Source organism: Rhodococcus sp. NPDC057297 (assembly GCF_042667435.1).
Taxonomy (GTDB): domain Bacteria; phylum Actinomycetota; class Actinomycetes; order Mycobacteriales; family Mycobacteriaceae; genus Rhodococcoides.
Genome location: NZ_JBHUZE010000001.1, coordinates 1,211,276 through 1,235,863 on the forward strand (window position 1 = coordinate 1,211,276; position 24,588 = coordinate 1,235,863).

Annotated in this window: 20 protein-coding genes; 10 read left to right on the forward strand and 10 right to left on the reverse strand. The window is 64.8% G+C overall.

Annotated elements, in window-relative coordinates; genetic code table 11:
- The first annotated feature begins 51 nt into the window (after window positions 1-51).
- The 6 genes from ACFULT_RS05615 (at window position 52) to ACFULT_RS05640 (ending at window position 9,400) form a co-directional block, all read left to right on the forward strand.
- Window positions 52-2,853 (forward strand): AAA family ATPase, encoded by a 2,802-nt coding sequence (locus ACFULT_RS05615; RefSeq protein ID WP_378480866.1) that lies wholly within the window; start codon window positions 52-54, stop codon window positions 2,851-2,853.
- Window positions 2,854-2,971: 118 nt separating this feature from the next.
- Entirely contained in the window at window positions 2,972-4,243 is a 1,272-nt protein-coding gene (mdo, locus tag ACFULT_RS05620; RefSeq protein WP_037114423.1) for an NDMA-dependent methanol dehydrogenase, read from the forward strand.
- Between the two features lie 18 nt (window positions 4,244-4,261).
- Window positions 4,262-5,329, forward strand: a complete 1,068-nt coding sequence (locus ACFULT_RS05625) for an AAA family ATPase (protein ID WP_378480867.1) — start codon at window positions 4,262-4,264, stop codon at window positions 5,327-5,329.
- Window positions 5,326-6,864 carry a VWA domain-containing protein gene (locus ACFULT_RS05630; protein ID WP_378480868.1) on the forward strand — a complete coding sequence of 513 codons (1,539 nt, stop codon included), beginning with the start codon at window positions 5,326-5,328 and terminating at the stop codon, window positions 6,862-6,864. Before ACFULT_RS05625 ends, ACFULT_RS05630 begins: the two co-directional genes overlap by 4 nt.
- Before the next feature lie 53 nt (window positions 6,865-6,917).
- Window positions 6,918-7,751 (forward strand): NmrA/HSCARG family protein, encoded by an 834-nt coding sequence (locus ACFULT_RS05635; protein ID WP_378480869.1) that lies wholly within the window; start codon window positions 6,918-6,920, stop codon window positions 7,749-7,751.
- Between the two features lie 32 nt (window positions 7,752-7,783).
- Entirely contained in the window at window positions 7,784-9,400 is a 1,617-nt protein-coding gene (locus ACFULT_RS05640; protein ID WP_378480870.1) for an MFS transporter, read from the forward strand.
- On the opposite strand, the gene ACFULT_RS05645 is transcribed toward ACFULT_RS05640, so the two are convergent.
- Together ACFULT_RS05645 and ACFULT_RS05650 are read right to left on the reverse strand one after the other, a co-directional pair.
- A complete protein-coding gene (locus ACFULT_RS05645) occupies window positions 9,367-10,251 on the reverse strand; it encodes a DUF5996 family protein (RefSeq protein WP_378480871.1) in 885 nt (294 codons plus the stop codon). The genes ACFULT_RS05640 and ACFULT_RS05645 overlap by 34 nt on opposite strands.
- 89 nt (window positions 10,252-10,340) lie before the next feature.
- Window positions 10,341-11,600, reverse strand: a complete 1,260-nt coding sequence (locus ACFULT_RS05650; protein ID WP_037184703.1) for an NADH:flavin oxidoreductase/NADH oxidase family protein — start codon at window positions 11,598-11,600, stop codon at window positions 10,341-10,343.
- A 90-nt stretch (window positions 11,601-11,690) separates the two neighbouring features.
- Between ACFULT_RS05650 and ACFULT_RS05655 the strand changes: the two genes are divergently transcribed.
- From ACFULT_RS05655 to ACFULT_RS05665, 3 genes are all read left to right on the forward strand, one after another.
- Window positions 11,691-12,266, forward strand: a complete 576-nt coding sequence (locus tag ACFULT_RS05655; protein WP_378480872.1) for a TetR/AcrR family transcriptional regulator — start codon at window positions 11,691-11,693, stop codon at window positions 12,264-12,266.
- Between the two features lie 165 nt (window positions 12,267-12,431).
- The gene (locus ACFULT_RS05660; RefSeq protein WP_037114289.1) at window positions 12,432-14,003 is read left to right on the forward strand and encodes an MFS transporter; all 1,572 of its coding nucleotides are present in this window, start codon (window positions 12,432-12,434) and stop codon (window positions 14,001-14,003) included.
- A gap of 41 nt (window positions 14,004-14,044) precedes the next feature.
- Entirely contained in the window at window positions 14,045-16,177 is a 2,133-nt protein-coding gene (locus ACFULT_RS05665) for a thiamine pyrophosphate-dependent enzyme (RefSeq protein WP_378480873.1), read from the forward strand.
- Here the strand turns inward: ACFULT_RS05665 and ACFULT_RS05670 are convergent.
- Genes ACFULT_RS05670 through ACFULT_RS05690 form a run of 5 tightly spaced genes read right to left on the reverse strand, consistent with a single transcriptional unit; the run spans window position 16,174 to window position 18,921 of the window.
- Complete coding sequence (locus tag ACFULT_RS05670; RefSeq protein WP_378480874.1) at window positions 16,174-16,626, reverse strand: GNAT family N-acetyltransferase; 453 nt, start codon at window positions 16,624-16,626, stop codon at window positions 16,174-16,176. The two genes, ACFULT_RS05665 and ACFULT_RS05670, sit on opposite strands and share 4 nt — an antisense overlap.
- Window positions 16,623-17,276, reverse strand: coding sequence for a TetR family transcriptional regulator (locus tag ACFULT_RS05675; protein WP_378480875.1), 654 nt, complete (start codon window positions 17,274-17,276; stop codon window positions 16,623-16,625). The genes ACFULT_RS05670 and ACFULT_RS05675 overlap by 4 nt, the downstream gene beginning before the upstream one ends.
- A 20-nt stretch (window positions 17,277-17,296) precedes the next feature.
- Window positions 17,297-17,482 carry a rubredoxin gene (locus ACFULT_RS05680; protein ID WP_019663698.1) on the reverse strand — a complete coding sequence of 62 codons (186 nt, stop codon included), beginning with the start codon at window positions 17,480-17,482 and terminating at the stop codon, window positions 17,297-17,299.
- 3 nt (window positions 17,483-17,485) lie between these two features.
- On the reverse strand, window positions 17,486-17,653 hold the full coding sequence (locus ACFULT_RS05685) for a rubredoxin (RefSeq protein WP_037114278.1): 168 nt from the start codon (window positions 17,651-17,653) through the stop codon (window positions 17,486-17,488).
- Window positions 17,653-18,921, reverse strand: a complete 1,269-nt coding sequence (locus tag ACFULT_RS05690; RefSeq protein WP_037114276.1) for an alkane 1-monooxygenase — start codon at window positions 18,919-18,921, stop codon at window positions 17,653-17,655. The genes ACFULT_RS05685 and ACFULT_RS05690 overlap by 1 nt, the downstream gene beginning before the upstream one ends.
- 301 nt (window positions 18,922-19,222) lie before the next feature.
- On the opposite strand from ACFULT_RS05690, the gene ACFULT_RS05695 reads away from it, so the two are divergent.
- A complete protein-coding gene (locus tag ACFULT_RS05695) occupies window positions 19,223-21,400 on the forward strand; it encodes a glutamine synthetase III (protein WP_378480876.1) in 2,178 nt (725 codons plus the stop codon).
- Between the two features lie 97 nt (window positions 21,401-21,497).
- Here the strand turns inward: ACFULT_RS05695 and ACFULT_RS05700 are convergent, their stop codons facing one another.
- From ACFULT_RS05700 to ACFULT_RS05710, 3 genes are read right to left on the reverse strand one after another with little or no spacing between them, the layout of a single operon-like run.
- Window positions 21,498-23,003, reverse strand: coding sequence for a tripartite tricarboxylate transporter permease (locus ACFULT_RS05700; RefSeq protein WP_019663694.1), 1,506 nt, complete (start codon window positions 23,001-23,003; stop codon window positions 21,498-21,500).
- 16 nt (window positions 23,004-23,019) lie between these two features.
- Window positions 23,020-23,553: a tripartite tricarboxylate transporter TctB family protein gene (locus ACFULT_RS05705; RefSeq protein ID WP_037114270.1), complete on the reverse strand. Its 534-nt coding sequence runs from the start codon at window positions 23,551-23,553 to the stop codon at window positions 23,020-23,022.
- Complete coding sequence (locus ACFULT_RS05710; RefSeq protein ID WP_037114269.1) at window positions 23,550-24,539, reverse strand: tripartite tricarboxylate transporter substrate binding protein; 990 nt, start codon at window positions 24,537-24,539, stop codon at window positions 23,550-23,552. Before ACFULT_RS05710 ends, ACFULT_RS05705 begins: the two co-directional genes overlap by 4 nt.
- Between the last annotated feature and the right edge of the window lie 49 nt (window positions 24,540-24,588).

The window sequence follows — 24,588 nt, forward strand, 5'->3', positions numbered from 1 at the left end:
GGTGTCACAATATGGAAGACATATTGTTGCTACAACTACGGGCGGTGCTCGATGACTGCGGAACGCGAGCCCGCTGGGGCGCTGGTGGGGCGAGACGCGCTGGCTGCGTCGATCACCCGCATGGTGACGAATCCGGGCGCGGGCGATCGGATGTTCTGGCTGCTGGGTGAGGCCGGGATCGGCAAGAGCACTCTTCTCCGGCATGCGCGTGCCGTCGCCGAGGACGCCGGTGTTCGAGTGCTGCAAGCCTCAGGCGTGGACGCCGAGACCCAGCAGATGTTCTCCGGACTGCAGCAGTTGTTGTGGCCGGTCATGGCGTATGCCGACCGTCTGCCCGAAGCAATTCGAATCCCACTCGACGAGATGCTGGGTCGCGCGCCCCTGCCCGCCATGGTCGACATGTACGCCTGCAGGCACGCGGTACTCCACCTCCTCGAAGTGCTCGCCGCGGAGTCACCCCTCGTGCTGCTTCTCGACGACGCGCACCTGCTCGACCGTGATTCGCTCGACATCGTCGTCTACGCAGTTCGGCGGGTGGCCGGTCCGATGACCACGCTGTGCAGCTCGAGAGGTCACCGTATTCCCGACGGCGTCGATCCTGGCGTCGCCGCGGCGGAGGTCCCCAGTCTCACCGACGCAGAGTCCGCCGTGTTGTTGGACCGTCAGCCCATGACACCGTCGCGCTCTGCACGACTCGAGATCATTCGTCAGGCAGAGGGAAATCCTCTGGCGATCATCGAGTTCGGCCGTGCCGTCGTCCGGTCGGGCGTCGACCTGTCGGCCAGTACGGGCGACGACCGGGTTCGTCGGGTGCAGTCGCTGTTCTCCCTTCGAATCGCCGACCTGACGCCGCAGACCCGAAAGTTGTTGCTTTACGCGGCGTCTGGATCCGGATACGAGTCTCTGGACATCATCACCGCGGCTGCAGGGTTCGGCGGCGATCTGTCGGTGTGGAGGGAAGCGGAACAGTCCGGTCTCGTTGTGATCGACGGCCGTGCCGTACATTTCACGCATCCGCTGGTCCGCTCCGCAGCCTATTCCGACTGCAGTGTGGACCAGCGCCGCGCCGCACACGAGGATTTCGCTGCTCGACTGGTCGACGACCCGCCATGCCGGGCGTGGCATCGTGCTGCGGCCGCGGACGGCGTGGACGAATCGGTGGCCGCGGAACTGGAAGGCGCCGCCGAACTGTCTCACCGCCGAGGAGGGTTCTTCGAGGTCGCACGTGCGTTGGAACGGGCTGCGCAAATCTCTCCGGCGCCGGACAAAGCGGCGTTGCGATACGCCAGTGCTGCACACGCTGCCTACATGGCGGGCGATCCGCAGTGGGGACTGGCGTTGGCTGCTCAGGTTCGCCGAGCAACGACCTCGCCCGAGATTCGCAGTGCGGCAGCGCTTCCGACTGCCTCGATACTGCTGCAAACAGCGAAGCCGGACGAGGCGTTCGACGTGGTGCGTCGCACGTTCTCGGAGTACACACCGACGGACGAAAGTCTCACTCTGGCGCTGTTGTTCACTGCGCTCGGCGCGGCGCATTTCAGTGGCGGAGAGTGGCGAAGGACCGCATTGTCCAGTCTCGCCGAGGCGATTCCCGCACCGAGCGCCGGCGGTAAGGTCTCCTCGGAAGGGCGCGACCTTCTGTCGCCGATGCCGGATGCGGCGAAGGAAGCCGTCAGGCAGCTGATTGCCGAGTACTCGACGAGCACCCTCGGGGCGGAGGCTCGCGTAGCCCTCGACGAGACCTCGTCCATCGCAGCCAAGATCTCGTACCTGCTGGCGGAAGGGACGAGGGCATACCTCAGCGAGAACAGCGTCGACGCCCTGTCCTACTTCGGACGAGGAATCGAATCTCTGCGTGAGGTAGGAAGTCTCGGAGCCGGGGCGATGGGGATGGCTGCATTCCTGGGTGCCCTTGTCGACACCGGCCGGTGGAACGAGGTGGACAAAGCTGCCGAGGAGGCATCCGAGGTGGCGACGGTGGGCAGGATGGCGCTCGTCGAAGCGATCGTCGAAATCCACCGTGGCACCATCGAGACTCACCGCGGCAACGTGGATGTCGCGAAAGGACACCTGGCCCGGGCGGCGACACTGTTCGAGCCGCGAGCGAACGGTGCGCTGACGGTCGATCTGACGCGGGCCCGTTCGTTCCTCGCCTGTGTGAACGGTGATTTCGCGAGCGCGTACGAGCGACTGCGAGGTGTCTTCGAGGACGACGGCACGCCGCTGCACAGCATCCAATCGGTGCTCGGTATCGCGGACCTGGCATGGGCTGGTGCAAGGAGCGGGCAACAGGCGTCGGCCAGGCGGTTCGTGACAGCCATCGGGCGTGCGATCGGGTCGAAGCCACCGGCCAGGATCAGGCTGCTTCGGCACCTGGCTGCCGCGCTGGTGAGCGAAACCACCCGCGGCGCCGAACGTCATTACCGGACGGCAGTTCTCGATCCGGACGGTGGTCAGTGGCCGGTCGAGCGTGCACGTGCTCAGCTTCACTACGGCGAATGGCTGCGGCGCAACCGCCGTCCTACCGACGCCAGGCCACAGTTGGCAGCGGCGTTGGACACGTTCGAATCCGTCGGCGCGCGGACGTTCGCGGACATCGCTCGGGCGGAACTGCGGGCAGCAGGCGGCACTCGCGGATCGACGTCGACGACGACGGACGGGTGGGCGTCGCTGACTGCTCAGGAACAACACATCGCGACCCTCGCCGCGGAAGGCCTGACGAACCGCCAGATCGGCGAGCAATTGCACCTCTCACCACGCACGATCGGCTCGCACCTGTATCACGTGTATCCGAAGCTCGGAGTCAGCAAGCGTCACGAACTGCGGGGGATGATCGACCGGGCAGCACGCTGACCTGACCGATCGGGTAGTTCGGTCCAGCGGACGGGCGGTTCGGAGTGAAATCCCTTGTCGCCGATCACGTCGAACCCTCAGAGTGAGCGTAGTCACACCGACTCACCAGGAGGATCCGATGGCAATCGAGCTCAACCAGATCTGGGACTTCCCGATCAAGGAATTCCACCCCTTCCCACGCGCGCTTCTCGGAGTGGGCGCACACGACATCATCGGCGTCGAGGCGAAGAACCTCGGATTCAAGCGTTCGCTGCTGGTCACCACCGGACTCCGCGGTTCGGGCATCATCGAAGAACTCATCGGCAAGATCGAGTACCAGGGTGTCGAGGTCGTCCTGTACGACAAGGTCGAGTCGAACCCGAAAGACTACAACGTCATGGACGCTGCTGCCCTCTACCAGAAGGAGAAGTGCGACAGCATCATCTCCGTCGGTGGTGGCTCGAGTCACGACGCAGCCAAGGGCGCTCGCATCGTGATCGCCCACGACGGACGCAACATCAACGAGTTCGAGGGCTTCGCCAAGTCCACCAACAAGGAGAACCCCCCTCACATCGCGGTATCCACCACCGCCGGAACGGGTTCGGAGACGTCCTGGGCATACGTGATCACCGATACCTCGGACATGGACAATCCGCACAAGTGGGTCGCGTTCGACGAGGCATCGATCGTCACCGTCGCCATCGACGATCCGCTGCTGTACTACACCTGCCCCCAGCACTTCACCGCCTACTGTGGGTTCGACGTGTTGGCCCACGGCAGTGAGCCTTTCGTGTCCCGGTTGGACTTCGCTCCGTCGCTCGGCAACGCCTTGTACTCGGTGGAGCTCGTGGCGAAGAACCTCCGCGAAGCCGTGTACGAGCCGCGCAACCTGAAGGCCCGCGAGGGAATGATGAACGCGCAGTACATCGCCGGACAGGCGTTCAACTCCGGTGGTCTGGGCATCGTGCACTCCATCTCGCACGCGGTCAGTGCCTACTTCGACTCGCACCACGGTCTGAACAACGCCATTGCGCTGCCCCGCGTATGGGAGTACAACCTGCCCTCGCGGTACGAACGCTACGCACAGATGGCAGGGGCTCTCGGCGTGGACACCCGCAATCTCACGACGGTACAAGCTGCCGACGCCGCTGTGGAGGCCGCGATTCGGCTGTCGAAGGACGTGGGCATCCCCGACAACTTCGGTGAGGTCAACACCAGGCTCTACGACAAGAACCGGATGAACACCGGCAAGTACGCCGGCCGCGGCGAGGTCATCCCCGGCGACGAGAAGACGGTGCTCAAGATTTCCGAGCACATCCAGGGAGACTGGTGCACCCCGGGCAACCCTCGCGAGGTCACCGTCGACTCCATGATCCCCGTCGTCGACCACGCCATCAACAAGGCTTACTGAGCGCAGGAGAGAATTACCATGACATCGGCCGGCCTGGAGGCATGCAGTGAACCGATCTTCTCGACCAGTGCGGACACCGTCCGTGACGGGCTTCGCGAGACGGGATACATCTCGGGGGACGATCTCGCCGTCGTAGTCCATCTCGCGATCGCCCTGGATCGACCATTGCTGCTCGAAGGGCCGGCCGGTGTCGGCAAGACCGAATTGGCCAAGGCGCTCGCCGTCGCAGGCGGGCGCAGGCTGGTGCGGTTGCAGTGCTACGAGGGACTGGACGACAACCGCGCCCTCTACGAATGGGATTACGCCAAACAGCTTCTGCACGTACAGATGCTGCGCGACCGCATCGGCTCCGAACTCGCGGCGGTCGAGAGCACCGAGGAAGCGTCGCAGATACTGGCGGACACGGACTTCGGCCTGTACTCGGAGAAGTTTCTCGCGGTGCGGCCACTCCTCGACGCCATACTGTCCGAGGAACCCGTCGTACTCCTCATCGACGAGGTCGACCGAACCGAGGAATCCATGGAGGCGATGCTCCTGGAAATCCTCGCGGAGAAACAGATCACGATCCCCGAAGTCGGAACCTTCGTGGCCAGGACCGATCCGTGGGTCATACTCACCTCCAACGACACTCGCGAACTGTCCGCTGCGTTGAAACGTCGCTGCCTGCACTTCTCCGTCGGCTACCCGACGCCCGAACGCGAACGTGAGATCGTGTCCTCCCGGGCCCCCGAAGTGGAGGACGCCACCGTCGCCGACGTCGTCGAACTCGCCAGGTCCCTGAGGGAACTCCCGCTGCGCAAGAGTCCATCGGTCTCCGAGGTCATCGACGCAGCCCGCGCCGCGATGATCCTGAAGGATCACGACACCGAACGCACGCGAGAGATCCTGCTGGCAGCTCTTCTCAAGTACGGAAGCGACGTCGAGCTGGTTCGTGGACGAGCACAGGCGCCTGCCCCGGACACATCCGACGAGCCGCGCGCGACCGTCGCCTCCCGCCCGCCCAACACCACCACCGCGGCGTTTCGAGGCACCGGCGGCCGCGACCCTCGCACGAGCGGCGTGGGGTTCGGAATCCGAAAGAAGTGAGTGCCGTGTCCGGTCTCGGTCGCCGAAGCACACCGGCCTACGTACTCGACGTCGTCGCAGCGGTGTTCGGCCGCCTGCTTCGTCGTCACGGTGTATCGGCGTCGCCTGCCGAAGTGATCGAGGTGCGTAGAGTTCTCGGTCTCGTCGGCGTCGGTGAACTCCGAGTGCTCGAATCCGCGCTGCGCGCGACGTGTGCCAAGTACAGCTACGAGCAGGACGGATTCGACGCCGCGTTCGAGCGGCTGTTCCACCCCCGCCCGGTTACCGTGTTGGACGAGCGTCGGCCGACGCATGATTCGGGTGCCGACGGGGCGCCCACTACCCTCGAGATCTCGAACGACGACAGGGACACCGGCCGCTACGCGGACTACAACGAGAATGCAGCCGAAGTCGGTGACTTCTTCGATTCCCCCGAGGCGGACAAAGGATTCAATCCGCACAAGGACGACGACGACCTGTCCATCACCGGCGCGGACTCCAACCTTGCCGTCGACACCGAGAACGACAGCGGCAGAAGGGGCGTGTCCTTCACCGTCGACGTCGACCGCGCCGACTCCGCGACCGTCGGCGACCTCTCGTCGGCACAAGCGATGATCTCGCAAGGGACGCTGGCATGGGATGACCCGGAGGGCATTCTCCGTTGGCTCGACGCCTACGACCCCCACTCGCTCTACGGTGATCAGGGAGACGGTGAGCCGTTGACCGCGGCACAACTCGACAAGTTGGTCGACGCGGTGGAAGCGTTCGTCGACGCCATCGCAGGCCAGGATCGAACCGCAGACTCCCGAGACACGGCGACGGCGTCCGACGCACCCGAGTCGGACATTCCGTCGCGCGCCGAGGTGGGCGACGCGTGTCGAGAAGTGCTGCGCCGCATGCGTGGTACACCGCGACCTCGCCCACGTGAAGCCACGAACGGGCGACTGAACATGCGTCGGACGGTCCGGGCGAGCATGAGAACCGACGGGGTTCCTTTCCATCTGATGGTGGACAAGCCTGTGCCGGAACGAGTTCGACTCCTCGTTCTCGCCGACGTCTCGTTGTCGGTACGCCCGATCACCGCGTTCACTCTGCGGCTCGCGCAGGCGATGCGGCATCGGACCAGCAGGTGCACGGTGCTCGCCTTCGTGGACAATCCCGTCGACGTGACGGACCTGCTGGCGCGCAGTACCGGTGACGACGCGCTCGCATCGGTGCTCGCGGCACCCGAGTTGGACCTGGAGGCGAGCAGCGATTACGGCCGCACGCTCGAAGAGCTGTTGACGACGCACGGCTCCAAGGTCACCTCGCGCACCTCGGTCCTGATCGTCGGTGACGGCCGGTGCAACGGTCTGCCACCGCGGGTGGACAAATTGGAGGAACTGGCCAGGAAGGTGCATCGCCTGGCCTGGGTGACACCCGAGCACGAGAGGTATTGGTCGCAGGCCTCGTGCGCCATGAGCGAGTACGCCGAGGTGTGCAACGGCGTCGTGACGGCCAGGGATGCGCGTCAGTTGATCGAGAGGGCGCCCGATTTGGGTAATGCTCTGCGCTGAGTTCAGTCGCACGACTGATGACCGAGCCGCACGGACACGGCACTGTGACGAGTATGAGCAAGCCTTGTGCAGTCGTGGGAGCAACCGGAGGTCAGGGAGGGGCGGTTGTCGACGCGCTCCTGGAACGGGGCATTCCGGTCCGGGCCCTGGTACGGCGCCTGTCCGCCCGCACCGACGCACTCCAGCAGCGGGGTGTGGAGATCAGAGAAGCGGACATCACCGATCGGTCCGCGACGACCGACGCGTTCACCGGTGTGGCCGGAGTGTTCGCAATGACCACTCCGTTCGAGGACGGGCCGGAGGCTGAGATCGCCCAGGGGCAGGCACTCGTCGACGCACTGGTGGCCGCGATCGTTCCCCACGTCGTGTTCTCGTCCGTTGCCGACGCGGATCGATCCACGGGAATACCGCACTTCGAGACGAAGGCCAGGACGGAAGCGATTCTGCGAGCGTCCACCGTGCCGTTCACCATCGTCGGCCCCACCTACTTCTACGACAACATGCTGGGCGGCATCGAGGACGTTCGACGTGGACGACTCGACCTACCGCTACCGGTGGACACCCCGTTGCAGCAGATGTCCCGCCGCGATCTCGGTCGATTCGTCGCGCTCGTGTTGTCCGATCCGTCCCGATTCCTCGGCGCCCGAATCGATCTGGCGTCCGACGATCCGACCCCCGCCCAGATGGCCGCTGCGCTCGGGGCAGTCCTCGGTACCGCCGTCACCGCGCACTCGTACGACGCCGCCGCGATCTCGTCGCCGGACATGCGCGCGATGTTCCAGTTCCTGACCGATACCGGGTACGACGCGGACATCGACGGTCTGCGCCGCGAGTACCCGGAGGTCGGCTGGCAGAGGTTCACGGACTGGGTGGCGGAACTGAGGTGACTGGGGTAACTGGGGTGACTGGGGTGACTGAGGTGACTGCACACGAGGGTTCCGCATGGGCGCCGTTGCGAAACTCGGTGTATCGCATGCTTTTTCTCGCTCAGCTCGTGTCCAACATCGGCGGCTGGATGCAGACCGTCGGGGCGCAATGGTTCCTCGTCGAACGAAGTGCGTCGACGACGGTGATCGCCTCGGTACAGACCGCGAGCCTCGCTCCGACGTTGCTGCTGGCGCTGTTCGCGGGAGTCCTCGCCGACGCACTGGATCGTAGGATCCTGCTTCTCGTGATCGGCGTCGCGTCGAGTGTCACGGCCGGCGTTCTCACGGTCCTCGCCTGGACGGGCACGCTGACCCCGATCGGTCTGCTGGCGTCGACCTTCGTCCTGGGGTGTTGGACGTCGCTGTCGGCACCGGCATGGCAGGCGATCCAGCCCGAGTTGGTTCCACGGGAACAGATTCCGGCAGCGTCCGCACTGGGAAGCGTGACGGTCAATGCAGCTCGCGCTGTCGGTCCCGCCATTGCAGGCGTGCTCGTCGCGTTCGCCGGGCCGACGTTCGTCTTCGGTCTCAACGCCCTGTCGTTCCTGGCCGTAGTCGGTGCGCTGCTGGGATGGAAGCGTCCCCGCACGGACAACTCCGGCCGCGAGCGACTCGGAGAATCGTTGCTGACAGGCCTTCGGTACGTCCGATCCGGGCCGATCGTCCGACGGATCATGGTCCGCTCGGCACTGTTCGCCTTCCCTGCGTCGGCGCTGTGGGCGCTTCTTCCGTCCATCGCGTCGTCCGTTCTGGACCTGGGCGCAATAGGGTACGGCGCGCTGCTGGGTGTCCTGGGTGTCGGGGCGGTGGCAGGCGTAGCACTGACACCCGCGCTGCGAGCCCGGTGGTCCGCCAACACACTTCTCGTCGTGTCGGCGGTGGCGTACGGCGCGGGAACCGCCGCCCTCGTGTGGTTGCCGATGTGGGTGGTGATCCCAGGTCTGGTGTTGGCCGGTATCGCGTGGATCACGACACTGACCGCATTGAACGCCGCCATTCAACTGTCGGTTGCGCACTGGGTCCGCGCCCGGGCGATGTCGGTCTATCTGCTGGTCTTCATGGGATCGCAGGCCGCCGGTTCCCTGATCTGGGGGTGGGTGGCGTCGACCATCGGTCTCGTCGACGCCGCGCTGGTGGCGACGGCATTGCTCGTGATCGTCGCCGCCAGCGTGGCCCTGCTGCCGCTGCTGCCGGACACCGGAACCCTCGACCGGACGGTGTCGACTGCATGGCCGACACCGACGGTGGTGTTCGAACCGGAACCGGACGACGGACCCGTCCAGATCACGGTGTCCTACACGGTCGAGGAAGCTCGACGAGACGCGTTCATAAGGGCGATGGCAGACGTCGGACGATCACGTCGACGCACCGGTGCGTTCTCGTGGCGGATGTATCGCAGCCTCGACAACCCGGAACTGATCCTCGAGCAGTTCCGCGTGCCGTCGTGGTCTCAGTACCGGCGCCAGCGCGACGAACGGTGGACCGGCTCCGACCACGAGGTCATCGCTGCGGCACTCACCCACGTTTTCGGCGGAGCGCCGGCAGGCGAAACCCACGCGGTCTGCCTCTCGGTCCGTCACCAACCGGCGGTCTCCACGGCAGCGCGGTGAGTCTGCTCCAGGAACCGGCGCACCGTGGCCGCGGGGTTGTCCGACTCGCGGACGAGGTGGTACGGCAGGACGTACTCGCCGAGCGTGGAGTCCCACCGGCCCGGCGCCTCGACCGCAGGGTGGGTGTCGTACCTGTCTGGATGCGGATAGGCGTAGGCGTAGAAGACGCCTTCCTCCGCTCCGCCCGGCCAGTAGCCTGCGCTGGAGACCTCGTCGCTGTACGCCTCGTGCATCACCCAGTCCGGGCAGTTGGGGATACCACCGGGATGAGTGGGCGCAGGTCGGCCGGAGAATCGCGTGACCGCCAGGTCGAACGCACCCCAGAAAAAATGTACGGGGCTCGACTTGCCGCGGAAATCGGCCCGGAACGCGGAGAACACCGAGTGCGCGCTGACAAGCGAACGCCAGAATGCCGACACCGCCTCCGCGTCGTAGGAACCGTGCACGGTGTCCTCGGCGAACGGCGTCGCGTCGGGCAACTCCACCGGCGTTCCGACGATGTCGACGTCGATCTTCAACGCGTCGAGATGCGCGGTGTACTCGGAGTAGAAGTCCGCGACGGTGCGCGGTTCCAGCTTCATGCGGCGCGAGCTGCCGTCGGTGACCTCGAAGATCAGTTCGTGAGCGAGGAAGTCGAACCTGATCTCGAGCCCTCGATCGCCGACGGGCATCAACGACGTCGTCAGGCCGCGGGCGTCGACGTACAGGGGCACACCCCACCAATGATTGACGGCCGGACCCAATGCCATTCGGGTCTTTCCGACGATCTGGGTCCAGAGTTGAACGGTGTCGCGGGTCTCGATCCACGAGTCCACCGGAAGTGACGGCCATGCGTCGTATTCGGGTTGCATGGCCATATCGTCCTGCACATCGACTCGAAAAACATCAGTACGTCGACTGACTACTTGTGTTCGCGCCGCTACTTGGATTGTTCATCCCGCTACTTGGATCCGCTGCGCCTGCTCCGGAAGGCATCGAGCCCGTTGCGCTGCAGAGTCCTCACCGCGGTGCGCCAGACGGATCGGTTCGGGTCCGGCTCGGACCCCGCACCGATCAGGTGCAGCTGGTCGGTGTGCCACTGCAGGTCGAGGGCGCCGTCGAGCGGCTTGGCGAACCTGCGCGGCAACCCGAGGCCGATCGCCGGCGACACGACGCTGTCGGCCCCGCCTCGAAGCAGCGCGTTGCCTGCGTCGGGTGTCACGGCGGCAGGTCGCCCGAGACCGACGACGTCGCACTCTCCCGACGCCACCGCGGCACCCATCGCCGACCGCGTGCGGAAGCCTCCGGTGACCGCGAGCGGAACGTCACCCGCGGCAGTGCGGACCTCGCGGGCATAATCCAGGAAGTACGCCTCACGCCGACGCGTACTGTCGGCCACCGACCGGCCCATCATCGCGGGCGACTCGTAGGTTCCACCGCTGATCTCGATCAGATCGATGTGCTCGTCGGCCAGATGTTCGACGACGAGGCGTGACTCTTCTTCGCCGAATCCGCCGCGTTGGAAATCCGCCGAGTTGAGCTTGATGCCGACGGCGAATCCGGGGGACACGGCCGTGCGGATGGCGCGGACCACGTCGAGTACGAACCGCATGCGGTTGTCGAGACTGCCACCCCATCGGTCTTCACGTCGGTTGGCCGACGGTGAGAGGAACTGCGAGACGAGGTAGCCGTGTGCCCCGTGGATCTGGACGCCGTCGAATCCGGCGGACTCGGCGACGAGTGCTGCGGTCGCGAATCGCTCGACGATGCCCCGAATCTCGTACTCCGTCATGGCGCGCGGTGCCGGGATGCCAGGAATACCGGGAGCGATCGCCGACGGCGCGATCGGCTTGGACCGGGTCGCCATCGGATTGGCCTGGCGACCGGGGTGGTTGAGTTGCATCCAGATCGGAGAACCGCCGTCGCGCGCGGACTTGGCCCACCGGGTCATACCGTCGAGGTCGCGGTCGTCCTCGATCACCACGTTCCCGGGTTCACCGATGTGGTGACGGTCGACCATGACGTTGCCGGTGAGAACGAGACCGTAACCTCCTGCGCCCCAGCGCGTGTACAGGCGTTCGAGCCGAACGTCGGGACTGTGGGTCCTGGTGCCGAGGCCCTCGCTCAACGCGGCCTTCATGAGGCGGTTCGGCAGCACCTGACCGCACGCCAAGGTCAGCGGTGCCGCGAGCGTGGTGACAGGATCGACCTCGGTGGTCATGGTGGCCTCTCGTCGTCGACGTTATGCTGTAGTGCATACCCGAGGTCACCGTATGTGTGACGATCGGTAACGTCAAGAGGGGTAGGTCGCGTGAGTCGGAGTACAGCCCGCGAGGACATGTTGCGCAGCGCGGCCCTGCTGTTCAGGGAGCGCGGCGTCGAGGCCACGTCGCTCGCGGACGTCATCGAGCATGCAGGCGCGCCCCGCGGGTCCATCTACCACCACTTCCCCCGCGGAAAGCCGCAGCTGGTCGAGGAGGCGACGAGGACCGCGGGTGCGCTGATGGGGTCGGTGATCTCCCGCGGTCTCGCGAGCGACGGGCCCGCTGCGACGCTCAGAGCCATCATCGGGGGTTTCCGTCAGCAGTTGGAAGCCACCGAATACACCGCGGGTTGCCCGGTGGCCCCGGCTGCACTGGAGGGCATGAATTCGCCCGCGGCCCTCGTCGCCGCCGGTGAGTCGTTCACGTCCTGGGAGGACACGATCGCCGCGTCGCTGTGGCAGCGCGGACTGTCGCAGGACCGTTCGAGAGGTCTCGCCACGATGGCAATCGCGTCGTTCGAAGGGGCTCTGATCATCGCGAAAGCCCAGCGCAGCACCGCCGCGCTGGACCGGGTCGAGGTCGAACTTCTCGCCTGGCTGGAGGCTGCGCTCGACGCATTCTGACGCCACAACTGTTGCTATTACTTCGAGTTACAGTTACCTTCCGATGGTCGCTATGCAGCGCGTCATAGTCCGGGCATGTTCGAAAAGCTCGCGGCATGACCAGTCGAGAAGGATCCGCCCATGGTTCGAACATCTCAGCACCGATCGCTCGCATCCCCTGTATCGATGACGACAGCCAGGCAACGCTGGATCGCGCTTGTCGTCATCTGTACCGCCGAACTGCTCGTCGTACTCGACAACACCGTCGTCAACGTCGCCCTCCCGTCGATGGGCCTGCAACTGAGGTCCAGCATCAGCGGCCTGCAATGGGTCGTCGACGCCTACACGCTGACCTTCGCTGGTCTCCTGCTCGCGTTCGGGCATCTAGGGGATCGCTACGGACGGAAGAAAGTCATGATCGTCGGCCTCGCCGGAATCGCGGTGATGTCGATCGGCGGCGCTCTCGCCGCGAACCTCGGACAGGTGATCGCGGCCCGCGCGCTCATGGGAATCTGTGCCGCAGCCGTGTTTCCGGCAACCCTCGCGCTGATCATCAACATCTTCTCCGACGCCAGGGAACGCGCACTCGCCATCGCTGCGTGGACCGCGATGGCAGGTTTCGCCATTGCGATCGGACCCACCGCAGGAGGCTTTCTGCTGGAACATTTCTCGTGGCACTCGGTGTTCTGGATCAACGTGCCCGTGGCCGCGGTGGTGCTGGCTGCGGCGTGGAAATTCGTGCCGGAGTCCAAGGCATCGCACATCGGAAAATTCGACCCGGTCGGTATCGCTCTGTCCCTGGTCGGCATCACCGTACTGGTGTGGGCCATCATCGAAGCCCCACACCAGGGTTGGCTGTCCGGAATCAGTATCGCGGCTTACCTGCTCGGTGTGGTCTGCCTCGCGGTGTTCGTGTGGTGGGAACTACGCACCCCCTCGCCCGTTCTCGACATGGCACTGTTCCGGATCAGACGATTCTCGCTGCCTGCCTTGGCCATTGCCGTCGCGTACTTCTCGATGTTCGGGTTCCTGTTCATGATCACCCAGTACTTCCAAGGTGTGATGGAGCTCAGTCCACTCCAATTCGGCATCCACTCATTACCGTTCGCGGTGTCCATCGCGATCGGCGCGCCACTGGCCACCCTGATCGCACAACGCGTCGGTACCACGGCGGTGATCGTCTTCGGACTCGTCGTGATGAGCGTCGGCATGTTCATCGCAGGCCAGGTGAAAGTCGAAACCCCCTACTTCGGACCGGTGTTGATCTCGATGGTGCTGATGGGATTGGGACTGGCCATCGTTCAAGGGCCCGCAACGGAATCCATCATGTCCTCGGTCTCCCTCGACGAAGCAGGGGCAGGCTCGGCCGTCAACGACACCACGCGTGAAGTCGGCGGAACGCTCGGAGTTGCTGTGCTGGGGTCGATCGTCGCGTCCATCTACACCACCAAAGTGGGACCTCGAATCGACGCGATCCCCGACGCGCTGATGGAGCCCTACCAGAAGGCGTTCGCTCGGGAGACCGTCGTCAGCGTCATCGAGATCGTGAAGGCACCGACCAACTCGGTGTTCGCCACGCAGAAGGCGGACCTGGTGTACGCGATGAAAGCCGCGTCGCTGGAGGGATTTCAGCTCGCGTCGTACGTCACCGTCGGATCGGCACTGGCCTGCGCCCTCGCCGTGGCCGTGTTCCTCCCGTGGGCGCGTCAGTCCGGGGCCGGTGTGCTCTTGGCCTGGCGAAACACCGACTCGCGCTGACTTCGCCCGCGTGCGGTGGCGCACGCGCATATCCTGACCGCATGGCCGAGCCGATCGACGAGTACTTCCTGCAGGCGATTCGATCTGCGGTACCAGGTCGAGAGGAACTCGGGACCGGTCTCACGCCGACGAGGGCGCTGGATTTGTTCGACGCCCAACTCGGCAGCCGCCACCTCGACCTCGCGGCACGATGGCTGCGTTCCCACGGCACGGGCTTCTACACGATCGGCTCGTCCGGGCACGAGTTCAACGCAGGGGTCGCCGGTGCGCTGAGGCCGACGGACCCAGCTCTTCTGCACTATCGGTCCGGAGCGTTCTTCCTGGAACGCGCCAGACAGGTAGCCGGAAGCGATCCGATTCGCGACGTCCTGCTCGGGGTCGTCGCCGCCACCGAGGAACCCATCTCCGGTGGCAGGCACAAAGTGTTCGGACGAGTAGACCTCGCAGTCGTCCCACAGACCTCGACCATCGCCTCGCACCTGCCGCGCGCGGTGGGAGTCGCGTTCTCCCTCGCCCGTGCACCCAAGCTCGGGGTGGACACCACGTGGCCGTCCGACGCGGTGACCGTATGCAGCTTCGGTGACGCATCCGCCGGCCACTCCACCGCGGTGGGTGCGATCAACTCCGCGATCAACACTGCGTATCAGGGTGTCCCGATGCCCCTGCTGTTCGTCTGCGAGGACAACGGGATCGGCATCAGCGTGCGTACACCCACGGGATGGATCGCGTCGAACTTCTCGACCCGAGCGGGCCTCGAATACTTCCACGCGGACGGCCGGGACCTCGAGGAGGTCCACGCCGCATCGATTGCGGCCGCGAACTGGGTCCGGACACGACGTCGCCCCGCGTTTCTGCACATCGAGTCGGTCCGATTGATGGGGCACGCAGGATCCGACGTGGAGTCGTCCTATCGGTCGGCCACGGAGATCACCGCCGATCTCGCCCGCGATCCGGTCCTCTGCACCGCACGGCGCCTCGTCGAGACGGGGGTCCTCGAGATCGACGAGGTGGTGGAACTCTACGAGAACAAGCGCGCACAGGTGCTCCGTGTGGCACGGGAAGTAGCCGAGCTACCGCAATTGAGCAGCGCGGCAGCGGTCATGGAACCCCTGACGAGCGCATCCGAGCAGGCGCGTGGAACCACCGAGACAGAGAGCATCGAGTTGCCGCAGGCGACCACCCTGGCGAAAGCCGTCAACGCCGCGCTGCAGCACATTCTGTCCATGTATCCACAGTCGATCCTGTTCGGCGAGGACGTGGCGCGCAAAGGCGGAGTGTACGGCGTCACCCGAGGTCTGCAGGCATATGCCGGAGCGGCCCGGGTGTTCGACACCGTGCTCGACGAACAGACGATCCTCGGGCTGGCCCTGGGCGCCGGAGTGTCCGGTCTGCTCCCGATCGCCGAGATTCAGTACCTCGCCTACCTGCACAATGCGGCAGACCAACTTCGCGGGGAAGCGGCAACGCTTCAATTCTTCTCGAACGGTCAGTATCGAAATCCGATGATCGTCCGGATCGCGGGATACGGCTACCAGAAGGGTTTCGGCGGACACTTCCACAACGACAACGCTGTTGCCGCCCTGCGCGACATCCCCGGCATGATCATCGCCTCACCCTCGACGCCGGACGACGCAGCCGCCATGCTTCTCGCCTGCGCCCACGCCGCAGTGGAACACGGCGCCGTGTGCGTCGTCCTGGAACCCATTGCGCTGTACCACACCAGGGATCTGTACCTGGACGGCGACGGACTGTGGCTTGCCGGGGGAGCAGTGCCGCCTGCCCCGATCGGACGCGCTCGAATCCACGGCGACGGAGTCGATCTCACCATCGTCACCTTCGGCAACGGCGTCAGGATGAGCCTGCGGGTCGCGCGAGCTCTTGCCGAGGAGGGCGTGGGCGTGCGCGTCGTCGACATCCGGTGGATCGCACCACTTCCGTTGGCGGACATCGTCGAACATGCAGAGGCAACCGGCCGGGTGCTGGTGGTGGATGAGACGCGGAAGTCCGGTGGTGTGAGCGAAGGCATCGTCACCGCAATGGTCGACGCCGGATACCCGGGCAAGGTGCGACGCGTCTGCAGCGAGGACAGTTTCATCCCACTGGGTGATGCAGCACTGCACGTCCTGCTCTCCGAGAACACCGTCCTCGAAGCAGCACGGCAGATGACCGCCTAATCGCCCGCTCTGGTCATGGGAAGGTGGGGGATCCCGTCCTCGTCGTAGTTCTCACCGCTGCGAACGAAACCGAACCGGCCGTACCACTGCTCCAGATGAGCCTGTGCTCCGATGACGATGGTATCGCCGCGTGCGTGATCGATTGCCGCGCGTAGCAATTCGGCGCTCAGGCCGCGGCCGCGAGCGTCCACCGCCGTGCATACCCGTCCGATCCTGGTTTCCCCGTCGATGTACAGCAACCGCAGCGTGGACACGATCCGCCCGTTGTCCGTGTGCCAGAAATGCACGGTCGACGGATCCTCGTCGGCGCCGTCGAGCTCCGGGTATGCGCAGTTCTGCTCGACGACGAACACGTCGACTCGTAGTTTGCACAGTGCGTAGACCTGGTGGCCGGACAGCTCGGCGAAGTGCGCGCGGTGTACCTCGGTCATGCGGTGTACCTCGCTCATGCTGTGCCCTTGATCGTGTCGACGAACGGGGTGAGCAGCGATGCCAGATCCGCGGCCACGTCGGCCGAGTTCTCCGGCGGCATCGAGATGTAACTGAGCGCCAGCCGAACCACGGTGCGCCCCAGCACGTCTGCGTTGTGCGCCGACGCGCGGAGCCAGCTGCGTTCGAAGGTCCGAGCGAGTCGCAGCGACGCGTGCTCGATGAGTGCACCACTCTCGGTGGTGACGAGCCGCAGCAGATCCGGCGGAGGATCGTCCGTCAGCATCGACAGCACCAGCGGGTCAGATGCACTGCGGCCGAAGAATTCGGTGAACGCGACGTACAGGGTGCGCAGACTGTCACCCTCGTTGGCGTACACCGCATCGTCCACCGCCGAGACGAACGAATCCGTCAACCGCATTGCGTACCCCTGTGCCAACCCCTTACGGGTACCGAACTCCTTGTACAGCGTCTGCCGCGAGATGCCCGCCGCCTTGGCGACGTCCGCCATGTTGACCGTCGACCACGTGCGCTCGAGAAGGAGATCGTGCAGCCCGTCGAGAATCGTCGTCCGCATCGGGCTCGACACGGCATTCTTGAGGGGTGCGTGCTTGATCGCGGCGTCCTGGTAGAGGCTCGGGTGGACCGGTTGCGTTGACACGACCCCCACTCTATCGGGCGCCCCGAGAGTCACGGCCTGCTGATCTCGACCATGAAGAAGTCGGCCTTCGCGGCTCCGCAGTCCGGGCAGCTCCAGTCCTCGGGGATATCCTCCCACCGAGTACCCGGTTCGATCCCGTCCTCCGGCCAGCCCAGTTCCTCGTCGTACTCGAAACCACACTGAATGCACTGGTAGAGCTTGAAATCCGTGGCCATCTCTCATCCTGCTTTCTGTTCGAAGTCGATCTTCTCCCGGACGCCGCAATCCGGGCACGGCCAATCGTCGGCGATGTCGGACCACGGCGTTCCTGCCGGGAAACCCTCCCGCGGCGCCCCGGTGGCCTCGTCGTAGACGTAGTTGCACACCGGGCACTCGTACGCCGTCATCACTGCGCGTCCTTCGGTGCATCCGTAGCTGCATCTGATCGGCCACCGGACTGGGCGCCGTGGCGTGCGAGAATCTTGTCGCGCTTGCTCGGCTCGATGTTGACCGCGGTGATGTCACCCCGGTAGTGATCGAGAACCCTGTGGTCCATCACCTTTCGCCAGAGCGGCGGGAAGTAGGCGACGGTGATCATGCTGGCGTACCCGCTGGGAAGATTGGGTGCACCTTCCATACTGCGCAGGGTCTGGTACCGCCTGGTGGGGTTGGCGTGGTGATCGCTGTGGCGCTGCAGGTGGTACAGGAAGATGTTGGTGACGATGTGGTCGGAGTTCCAGCTGTGCGCCGGAGCACATCGCTCGTAGCGTCCGGACTTGGTGGTCGCCCGCAGCAACCCGTAGTGCTCGAGGTAGTTCACCGTCTCGAGCAGTGAGAACCCGTACACGGCCTGGATGACGAGGAACGGCAGGATGCCGACTCCGAACACGGCCGTCAGAACGCCGAACAGCACGATCGACATGAGCCAAGCGTTGAGCACATCGTTGCGAATGTTCCACGTGGACTTGCCCAATCGCTGCATGCGAGTCTGCTCGAGCTTCCACGACGATTTCAGGCTGCCCCACACGCTACGAGGAAGGAATCGCCAGAAGCTCTCCCCGAACTTCGAGCTGGCAGGATCCTCCGGCGTCGCGACACGAACGTGGTGTCCCCGATTGTGCTCGATGTAGAAGTGACCGTAGAACGTTTGAGCCAGAGTGACTTTCGACAACCATCGTTCCAAGCTGTCCTTCTTGTGCCCCATCTCGTGTGCGGTGTTGATTCCGACGCCGCCCATGACGCCGATGCTGATTGCCAAACCGATCTTCGAGATCAGCCCGAGGCCACCGTCGATGCCGAGCCAGCTCAGGTTGTCCGCCGTCCACAAGTAGCAGGCGATCACCAGGCTCGCGAGTTGGAACGGAATGTAGATGTAGGTGCAGTACCGGTAGTACTTGTCGTTCTCGAGCGCTTCCATGACCTCGTCCGGCGGATTCTGGCCGTCGGGCCCGAAGAACAGGTCGAGTATCGGCAGCAGCCCGTACACCAGAATCGGGCCGATCCACCACCAGATCGGTGAAACGGCATTCCAGCCGAGTTGGTTGAACGCCCAGATCAGACCCAGCGCCATGAAGATCGCGGTCGGAGGTACCAGGCCGAACAGCCACAGGTACCGCTTCTTGTCGCGCCACTCGTCGACCGGCGTATTCGACTGTGGACTCGTCTGGGTTGCCACGACTGAACTCCTCGTCTTCAGGCGGTCGGTCGAGCCCTGACCGTCTAGTGGTATCGATCACTACGAGAGTGACAATACCGCTTTAATGTAAACCTGGATAGACAAAATTGAAGATTTGTCTATCTCGTTGTGATTCAGTCCATACCTGAGCCGCACGACTGGATGCCGGTCTCACCGCGCGCGGCCGTCGAATTGCAGTGGTCACAGCGGCGAAACATTGCCGCCACGGGAGCTTCGTACTGTCGCCAGGTCGGACTCCGCGAAATCCAATTGCGGAGCGCACCGTGTCAAGGGGTAGCTCATGAGTGGAAATACCGTCCGTCTGCAGGCGATCAAAGACGTCGAGGCGTATGTCCCGCCTGCGGTCAGCTTCGTCGGGGAAGAGAAGCCCGGCGAGATCTTCGGCGAGAACGTCTTCAGCAAAGTCGTCATGCAGAAGCGCCTGCCCAAGTCGGTCTACAAGTCGGTCATCGCGACGATCGAGAAGGGCATGGCACTCGATCCCATGGTCGCCGACGCCGTGGCGTCGGCGATGAAGGACTGGGCGCTCGAGAAAGGCGCCACCCACTACGCGCACGTCTTCTACCCCCTGACGGGATTGACGGCGGAGAAGCACGACAGCTTCTTCGACCCCGTCGGTGACGGCAGTGCGCTCGCCGAGTTCGCCGGTAAGACCCTCATCCAAGGCGAGCCCGACGCGTCCAGCTTCCCCAACGGCGGTCTGCGGAACACGTTCGAAGCCCGCGGCTACACGGGTTGGGACGTCACCAGCCCGGCGTACGTGCTCGAGAACCCGAACGGCAACACGCTGTGTATCCCCACGGTGTTCGTGTCCATGACCGGTGAGGCGCTCGATCACAAGACGCCGCTGCTTCGCTCGCAGCAGGCGATGGGAGGTCATGCCGAACGCATCCTGAAGCTCTTCGGACACGAGGACATCGAGAACATCGTGTCCTTCTGCGGCCCCGAGCAGGAGTACTTCCTGGTCGACCGGCACTTCTTCCTCGCACGCCCGGACCTGCTCAATGCAGGCCGCACGCTGTTCGGCTCGAAGCCCCCCAAGGGGCAGGAGTTCGACGATCACTACTTCGGCGCAATCCCGGAGCGAGTCCTCGGCTTCATGATGGACACCGAACGCGAGCTGTTCAAGCTCGGTATTCCAGCGAAGACACGGCACAACGAGGTCGCGCCGGGACAGTTCGAGATCGCGCCGATGTTCGAGCGCGGCAACATCGCAGCCGATCACCAACAGCTGTTGATGACGACCTTCAAAACGATCGCGAAGAAGCACGGCATGGAATGCCTGTTCCACGAGAAGCCGTTCGACGGCGTCAACGGATCCGGCAAGCACGTCAACTTCTCGCTCGGCAACTCCGAGCTCGGGTCACTGCTGGTGCCGGGAGACAACCCGCACGACAACGCCCAGTTCCTCGTCTTCTGCGCTGCGGTCATCCGCGCCGTGCACAAGTACGGCGGTCTGCTGCGCGCGTCGGTGGCGTCGGCGACCAACGATCACCGGCTCGGCGCCAACGAAGCCCCACCGGCCATCATCTCGATCTTCCTCGGCGACCAGCTCGCCGACGTCTTCGATCAGATCGCCAAGGGCGCGGCGACGTCGTCGAAGGGCAAGGGAACGATGATGATCGGTGCCGACACGTTGCCGGTGCTCCCGACCGATCCGGGCGACCGCAACCGGACGAGCCCGTTCGCGTTCACCGGCAACAGGTTCGAGTTCCGCGCACCGGGCTCGATGCAGACGGTGAGCGGACCGATGGTCACCATCAACACCATCATGGCCGAGTCGCTCGACTACATGGCCACCAACTTGGAAACCGCGGTTGCGAACGGCACCGAATTCGACACGGCCGTCCAGAATCTGTTGACCGAGATCATCACCGAGCACGGCGCCGTGGTGTTCAACGGCGACGGTTACTCCGACAACTGGCAGATCGAGGCCGAGTCCCGCGGGTTGCCGAACCTGCGTACGACGCTCGACGCGCTACCGGAACTCATCACCGATTCCGCGATGGAGCTGTTCGAGAAGTACAACGTCTTCAATCACCGAGAGATGCACTCGCGCTACGAGATCGGCTTGGAGCAGTACGCGCTGACAGTGTTCGTCGAAGCGCGCCTGACCGTCGAGATGGGCCGGACATCGGTGCTTCCCGCGGCCGTGCGGTACCAGACCGAGCTGGCACAGAACGTCGCAGCGCTGAAGGCTGCAGGCGTCGAAGCCGACACCGCCGAACTGCAGTCGGTGACCGAGCCGCTGTCCGCATTGCGTTCGGCTCTGACGACTCTCGAGGCTGCACTGGAGAGCGACCCCGGCGGCGACGCTCTTGCCGAGGCCACCCACGCCAAGGACGCTCTGCTCCCTGCCATGGCGGCAGTCCGGACAGCAGCGGACACTCTCGAGGGCATGGTGGCGGACGACCTCTGGCCGCTTCCGACCTACCAGGAAATGCTGTACATCCTCTGACTCACGTGAGCCCTATGTGAGTGGAAATGACAGTGCCATCGGGTCGCTCCGCAGGCTCCGCTCCTGTCCAGGGCCTGCATTTCCACTCACACAGGGGTCAGAAGTCGACCTTCGCCCGAGCGCGGATCTTGCTCACGATCGTGAAGACGATGGCCAGAGCCATCAGGGAGTACAGCACCACGGTGATGGCGCTGCCGACGAGAATGGTCGGATCGCCTTCGCTGACGGCGAGCGCGCGTCGTAGCGAATCCTCGGCGAGGGGTCCGAGGATCACCGCGATGAGGACCGGGGCCAGCGGAATGCCGTAGCGGCGCATCATGAATCCGAGGATTCCGAGGCCGAGCATGAACATCAGATCGACGATGGACGCACTGGATGCGTAGACACCGAGGGCCGCGAACACCGAGATGCCTGCGTACAGGTAGTTCTTGGGGATCTTCAACAGCTGCGCCCACAGAGGCGCGAACGGCAGGTTGAGGATCAGCAGGACGATCATCGCGAGGAACAGGCTGGCGATGAGGGCCCAGACGATGTCGCCGCTGCGTTCGAACAGCAACGGCCCCGGCTGCATTCCGTACTGCTGGAACGCCGCGAGAAGGATCGCCGCGGTGGCGGACGTCGGCAGACCCAGCGCGAGCAGTGCGCCCATCGCGGTGCCGGCGGTGGAGTTGCCCGCAGCTTCAGGGCCGGCGACGCCGCGGATGGCGCCCTTGCCGAACATCGGGTTCTTACGCCGACGGTCGAGCCTGCGCTCGGTGCCGTACGCGAGGAAGCTCGGTACCTCGGCGCCGCCGGCGGGGATGACGCCGAACGGGACGCCGAATGCGGTGCCGCGCAACCAGGCCGGCAGTGCTTCCCGGAACTCGGACTTGCTCAGCCATGGCCGACCGCCCGAGTTGATCAACGAATTGTCCTCGGGACGACCGATTCTCGATGCGATGTGAATGACTTCACCGAGTGCGAGCATCGCGACGGTGATGACGACGATGTGGATGCCGTCGAACATCGCGGGCACATCGAACGTGAAGCGCGACGCTCCGGACGGCCCGTCGATGCCGATGACCGCCAGGGTCAGGCCGATCAGCAGAGCCGTCAGGCCCTTCAGGGCGGAATCCGACACCACCGCGGACGTCGCGATGAACGCGAACACCGCGAGAGCGAAGTATTCGGCGGGCCCGAAGTTGGTCGCCAACGACGCAAGGGTCGGCGCGAAGAACACGACGAGCGTCGTTGCGATCATGCCGCCGATGAACGACGCGATGGCCGAGGTCGCCAAAGCCTGGGGTGCACGACCGTTCTTGGCCATGCGATGGCCTTCGAACGTGCCGGCGATGGCGGTGCTGTTGCCGGGGGTGTTCATCAGGATGCCGGAGATCGAATCGCCGAACAGTCCGCCGAAGTACACACCCGCGAACATGATGAGGGCAGCGGTGGGATCGAGGGTGAACGTCACCGGGAGCAGCAGGGCGACAGCCATGGCGGAACCGAGGCCGGGGAGGACACCGACTGCGGTGCCCAAGAGCGCGCCGACGAACACCCACACGAGGTTCATCGGCGTCAGAGCCGTGCCGAAGCCCTCGAAGAGATTGTTCAGTGAATCCATGAGAACGTCAGCTCCATCAGAAGATCTGGGCGAGAACGCCGCCGGGCAAGGTCAAGCCGAGGCCGGCGGAGAACGCCAACTGCACAGCCGAGGAGACCAGCAGTGCCACGGCTGCGTCGAACACGTAACGGCGTCCGCCGAGGCCGATCGACACACCCCAGAACAGCAGTGCACCGGCGAGGACCCAGCCGAGCGGGTTCAGCAACACGATGAACAGCGCGACCGATCCGACGGTGATCGCCAGGGTGCGCCAGTTGCTGACCGTGCCGGTCAACGCGCGTCCGTCGTCGTCGACGCCTCGATCGATCTCGTCGGGCTTGACCAGCAACTGAATGGTCACCAGCAGCGCCACCACGAAGCAGCCACCCGCCACGATGGAGGGGAAGACTTGTGGGCCGGGCGACGTCGCGGTCGCCGGAACATCCATGGTGATCGTTCCGTAGACGAGGAAGATGCCGAGCGCGACGAGCAGCGCCGGAACGATCAATCCGCTCCGGCCGACCCAGAACGAGCGCGAGGCCTCGGATTTCGTAGTCGTGTCGGCGGTCATACGAGTCCCAGCTCTCGGAGAATGTCGGTGATGCGGGTCTGTTCCACGTCGAGGAACTCGGCGAATTCGTCGCCGGTGGAGAACGATTCCTTCCACCGATTACGCTCGACGGCCCCCTGCCACTGCTCCGTCTCGTGCATCTCGGTGGCGATCGCGATCAACGTGTCACGGTCCTCGTCCGAGATACCGGGTGGTGCGACGATGCCGCGCCAGTTCACCAAGTCGACGTTGTATCCGAGCTCGGTGAAGGTGTCGACGTCGATGCCGTCGACGGGTTCGGGTGCGGCGACCGCGAGTGCACGGACGTTGCCCGCTTCGATCTGGTCGCGGAAGTCGTTGTATCCGCTGACCGCGACTCCGACCGTGTTGGACAGCAGCGAGGTGAGGACCTCGCCGCCACCGGAGTACGCGATGTAGTTGATCGCGGCGGGATCGATGTCGGCTTCCTGTGCGAGCTGGCCTGCCACGATGTGGTCGATGCCGCCGAGCGATCCGCCGCCGATGGGGAGGCCGCCGGGGTTGGCACGCCACGCCGCGATCATGTCCTCGAGATTCTGGTACGGAGATTCCTTCGGCACGACGAAGACTTCGAAATCCTCGGCGAGCTTCGCGATGGGAACGGTGTCGGCCAGTGTCGTGTCGGAATTGTTGATCGCGATGCCGCCGAGCATGACGGTGCCGGTGATCATCACCGTCGTCGCCTGACCGGACAGATTGTCGAGCTGGCTGAGGCCGATGGTTCCACCCGCGCCCGGCACGTTGACCACCTGTGCGTTGTTGACGATGCCGTCGCTGCGCAGGGCTTGCTGCGCTTCGCGAGCGACGAGATCCCAGCCGCCACCCGCCGCGGCAGGCGCGATCATCGTGAGCTTGGACCGGGCGTCGGAGCCGCTTTCGCTGCGGCTCGCATCGATACCTGCGACGCTCACGGCAGCAACGACGGCGACGGCAAGAATCGACTTGGACAATGTGGGCGAGACCGCCATCAAAAACCTTTCGTGTGATGTGTCACAGCGACACAGTAGATACGCTTTG

Excerpts from the sequence above, each read along its gene's own strand:
- ACFULT_RS05705 (WP_037114270.1), bottom strand. The coding sequence starts at position 23,553 with ATGACCGCCGACACGACTACGAAATCCGAGGCCTCGCGCTCGTTCTGG.
- ACFULT_RS05710 (WP_037114269.1), bottom strand. The coding sequence starts at position 24,539 with ATGGCGGTCTCGCCCACATTGTCCAAGTCGATTCTTGCCGTCGCCGTC.
- ACFULT_RS05660 (WP_037114289.1), top strand. The coding sequence starts at position 12,432 with ATGACGACAGCCAGGCAACGCTGGATCGCGCTTGTCGTCATCTGTACC.
- ACFULT_RS05615 (WP_378480866.1), top strand. The coding sequence starts at position 52 with ATGACTGCGGAACGCGAGCCCGCTGGGGCGCTGGTGGGGCGAGACGCG.
- ACFULT_RS05695 (WP_378480876.1), top strand. The coding sequence starts at position 19,223 with ATGAGTGGAAATACCGTCCGTCTGCAGGCGATCAAAGACGTCGAGGCG.
- ACFULT_RS05680 (WP_019663698.1), bottom strand. The coding sequence starts at position 17,482 with ATGGCCACGGATTTCAAGCTCTACCAGTGCATTCAGTGTGGTTTCGAG.
- ACFULT_RS05645 (WP_378480871.1), bottom strand. The coding sequence starts at position 10,251 with ATGCAACCCGAATACGACGCATGGCCGTCACTTCCGGTGGACTCGTGG.
- ACFULT_RS05670 (WP_378480874.1), bottom strand. The coding sequence starts at position 16,626 with ATGAGCGAGGTACACCGCATGACCGAGGTACACCGCGCGCACTTCGCC.
- ACFULT_RS05700 (WP_019663694.1), bottom strand. The coding sequence starts at position 23,003 with ATGGATTCACTGAACAATCTCTTCGAGGGCTTCGGCACGGCTCTGACG.
- ACFULT_RS05665 (WP_378480873.1), top strand. The coding sequence starts at position 14,045 with ATGGCCGAGCCGATCGACGAGTACTTCCTGCAGGCGATTCGATCTGCG.
- ACFULT_RS05625 (WP_378480867.1), top strand. The coding sequence starts at position 4,262 with ATGACATCGGCCGGCCTGGAGGCATGCAGTGAACCGATCTTCTCGACC.
- ACFULT_RS05635 (WP_378480869.1), top strand. The coding sequence starts at position 6,918 with ATGAGCAAGCCTTGTGCAGTCGTGGGAGCAACCGGAGGTCAGGGAGGG.
- ACFULT_RS05650 (WP_037184703.1), bottom strand. The coding sequence starts at position 11,600 with ATGACCACCGAGGTCGATCCTGTCACCACGCTCGCGGCACCGCTGACC.
- ACFULT_RS05685 (WP_037114278.1), bottom strand. The coding sequence starts at position 17,653 with ATGACGGCGTACGAGTGCCCGGTGTGCAACTACGTCTACGACGAGGCC.
- mdo (WP_037114423.1), top strand. The coding sequence starts at position 2,972 with ATGGCAATCGAGCTCAACCAGATCTGGGACTTCCCGATCAAGGAATTC.